This is a genomic window from Formosa undariae (assembly GCF_042427615.1).
In the GTDB taxonomy this organism is placed as follows: domain Bacteria; phylum Bacteroidota; class Bacteroidia; order Flavobacteriales; family Flavobacteriaceae; genus Formosa; species Formosa undariae.
Genome location: NZ_JBHMEZ010000022.1, coordinates 1 through 2,324, shown reverse-complemented (window position 1 = coordinate 2,324; position 2,324 = coordinate 1). Strand labels below are relative to the sequence as shown.

At 30.4% G+C, this 2,324-nt stretch carries 3 protein-coding genes; all 3 read right to left on the bottom strand.

Annotation, left to right across the window (positions count from 1 at the left end):
- Positions 1-113: 113 nt before the first annotated feature.
- Positions 114-527: a hypothetical protein gene (locus ACFFVB_RS16105; protein ID WP_382384253.1), complete on the bottom strand. Its 414-nt coding sequence runs from the start codon at positions 525-527 to the stop codon at positions 114-116.
- Between the two features lie 162 nt (positions 528-689).
- Positions 690-1,481, bottom strand: a complete 792-nt coding sequence (locus ACFFVB_RS16100) for a hypothetical protein (RefSeq protein WP_382384252.1) — start codon at positions 1,479-1,481, stop codon at positions 690-692.
- A gap of 198 nt (positions 1,482-1,679) precedes the next feature.
- Positions 1,680-2,063 carry a hypothetical protein gene (locus tag ACFFVB_RS16095; protein ID WP_382384251.1) on the bottom strand — a complete coding sequence of 128 codons (384 nt, stop codon included), beginning with the start codon at positions 2,061-2,063 and terminating at the stop codon, positions 1,680-1,682.
- Between the last annotated feature and the right edge of the window lie 261 nt (positions 2,064-2,324).

The following is a 2,324-nucleotide window of genomic DNA, read 5'->3' as shown; positions in this document are numbered from 1 at the left end:
TGCCATAGCCAAATCAGGATTAACCTATGATAATAATTATAGAAGTGTTTTAGTAGGAAATTAATGAGTTTTTACTTGTTTTTTACCACAGTACTTTGTTGTACACAGGCTTTTTATTCAGTTATATATTCAAATACTATTTTCGGATTTATAGATTCCGATTCTTTTTTTTGTTTAAAAATCTCTAACTTTTTATTGTATCGAATTGTTAAAGTATCAAAACTTTTCCACTCAAAATTTACATCTTTTGGTTTTATAAATCCAGCACTTGCAACAAAGATTGGTTCAGGTTCATTTTTTTCGTCGTAATTGCATTCAGTCGCGTAAATATGAATTGACCGATTCGTAGTCGCATTTCCAGTCATTTCAGTCATTTTTATTTTCCGCAAACTTTCGTAATCGCATTCCGCTTTTAATTCGGTTTCAGTTGGTTCGTCGAAAATCTCAAAGTTTGCCATTAAAACAACGAATCCGATTATGGCTATAATTCCGAGTAGTAAAATCCCAATTAGTATCTTTTTTATCAAGTTTGAGTGAGTTTTTAGCTTGTGTACAACGTGTTTGTATATGGTTTGTTGCGTGTTTTAAGCACCTAATTTAGCAAATAAAAACCGAATAGAAAATCCGCGAGGATTTTCGTAAGTAGGCTAGAACTAGCAATAAATTATATACGGTGTTAGCAACAGTTTTTATTCGTAATATTCGTATTGATAATCTTCTTCTCGTCTTAAAATTCCGTTTTTGTCTTTAGAAACTACTTTCGTTAATAGTCCGTTTGAATATTCATAAAATGTATTAAATATTAAATTTCCACTATTATCTGTTTTCGTAGTTTTTATAATTTGTCCGATATCATTTCTGTCATATCTGAATATAATTGAATCCATATTTTGATAGACAAATTCTCCGTTTTTGTATTTATACTTTAATTTTTTATCTGCGGAATAACCAAAAACAAAATCTCCTTTTTTCTTGTAATAATTTTTAAGTTCATTTACTGTAGTTTTGACCTTAAATATTCGGTTTTTCCGATAAATATAAATTAGACATTCTTCAAGAAGAAATTCGGTTGCATTTGTGCTTTTATAATAATCACAGCTCTTAATTAGTTTATTGTCCGAATCGTATTCATATTTAGTTAAATCTTGGTCTTTCTCGTCTAACCAAGTCCATTCTGTTCTTACAGTTTGATGATTGTCATTGTACTTATATTTCACGTCCCAACCGTCTGTAGAATCTGAATCATAGAACTCACGTTCTCTAATAATATCTCCATTTGTAGCAAAATCTTGGATTAGCTCGATATATTCTTCTTTTAATTTTCCGTTATCAAATTCCTTCGTTAACACTTTTAAGGATTTTACTTTTAGTTTACTGTATAATTCGTGGTAAGAATTATCTAAATCATAAAAATCCTTCTCTTGTCCAAATGAAAAAAGTGGAATAAAAAACAGTAATATTAATTTAAGCGATGAGTTCATTTAAATTGTTGCTAACGTTTATGTATAAGAATAGTTGCGGGTTTGTATGCGAGGATTTTCCGCAGGAAAATCAGACGTTACAAACACGCAACGACCTTTGATTAAGCACTAAGCCGCAATTATTTTTATACGGTGTTAGCAAACGTTTTTTTGTTTATTCTTCCTATCAAATCTTCCTTCTCGGCAATTGCATTATAATTAGAAAGTTGAACTAGTTACGGTAGCTTTATGTCCTTTTGGTGTAGCACTTGAAGGCAAAGCAACTGGAATATCAAATTTAATTGTACTAACTATTTGATTCGAATTATCAGTAGATGCCTGTGCTCCACCTGAAAATATACCTGTTATAATTCCAATACCTGCTTTTCCACCTTCTTTTTCTAAAGCAGTAACTCCGACATTTATTTCTATATTTTGAACATACCTCCATCCGTTTGTTCTTAAATATTTATCTCCATTCGTATTGGTTGCTAATCCAGAAGGATTGACTATCATATCAGTTCCCTTGAGTTCCTCTTGAGCCTCAATAATTCCTTGAGAAATTTGAGTAATTGTAGTTTTAATAAAATCTTTTAATTCCATAAGTTTGATTTTTTAGTTGAATCTGGTTCGTTTTTATTAAATGTTTGCTAACGTTTATGTATATGATTAGTGGCGTGTTTAAGTACGGAATTTAGTAAATAAAAACTGAATAGAAAATCCGCGAGGATTTTCGTAAGCAAGCTAAAACCAGCCATTAATTATATACGGCTTAAGTTAGCATTTTAATAAAAAGCACTAAATTAAGACCTATAAAAAGAAAGCACAAAAGAGAGGAATAAGGTTAATTTATACGCAGAGACT

Bases quoted from the DNA above. Each gene is read 5' to 3' on its own strand.
- ACFFVB_RS16095 (WP_382384251.1), bottom strand. From the start codon at position 2,063: ATGGAATTAAAAGATTTTATTAAAACTACAATTACTCAAATTTCTCAA.
- ACFFVB_RS16100 (WP_382384252.1), bottom strand. From the start codon at position 1,481: ATGAACTCATCGCTTAAATTAATATTACTGTTTTTTATTCCACTTTTT.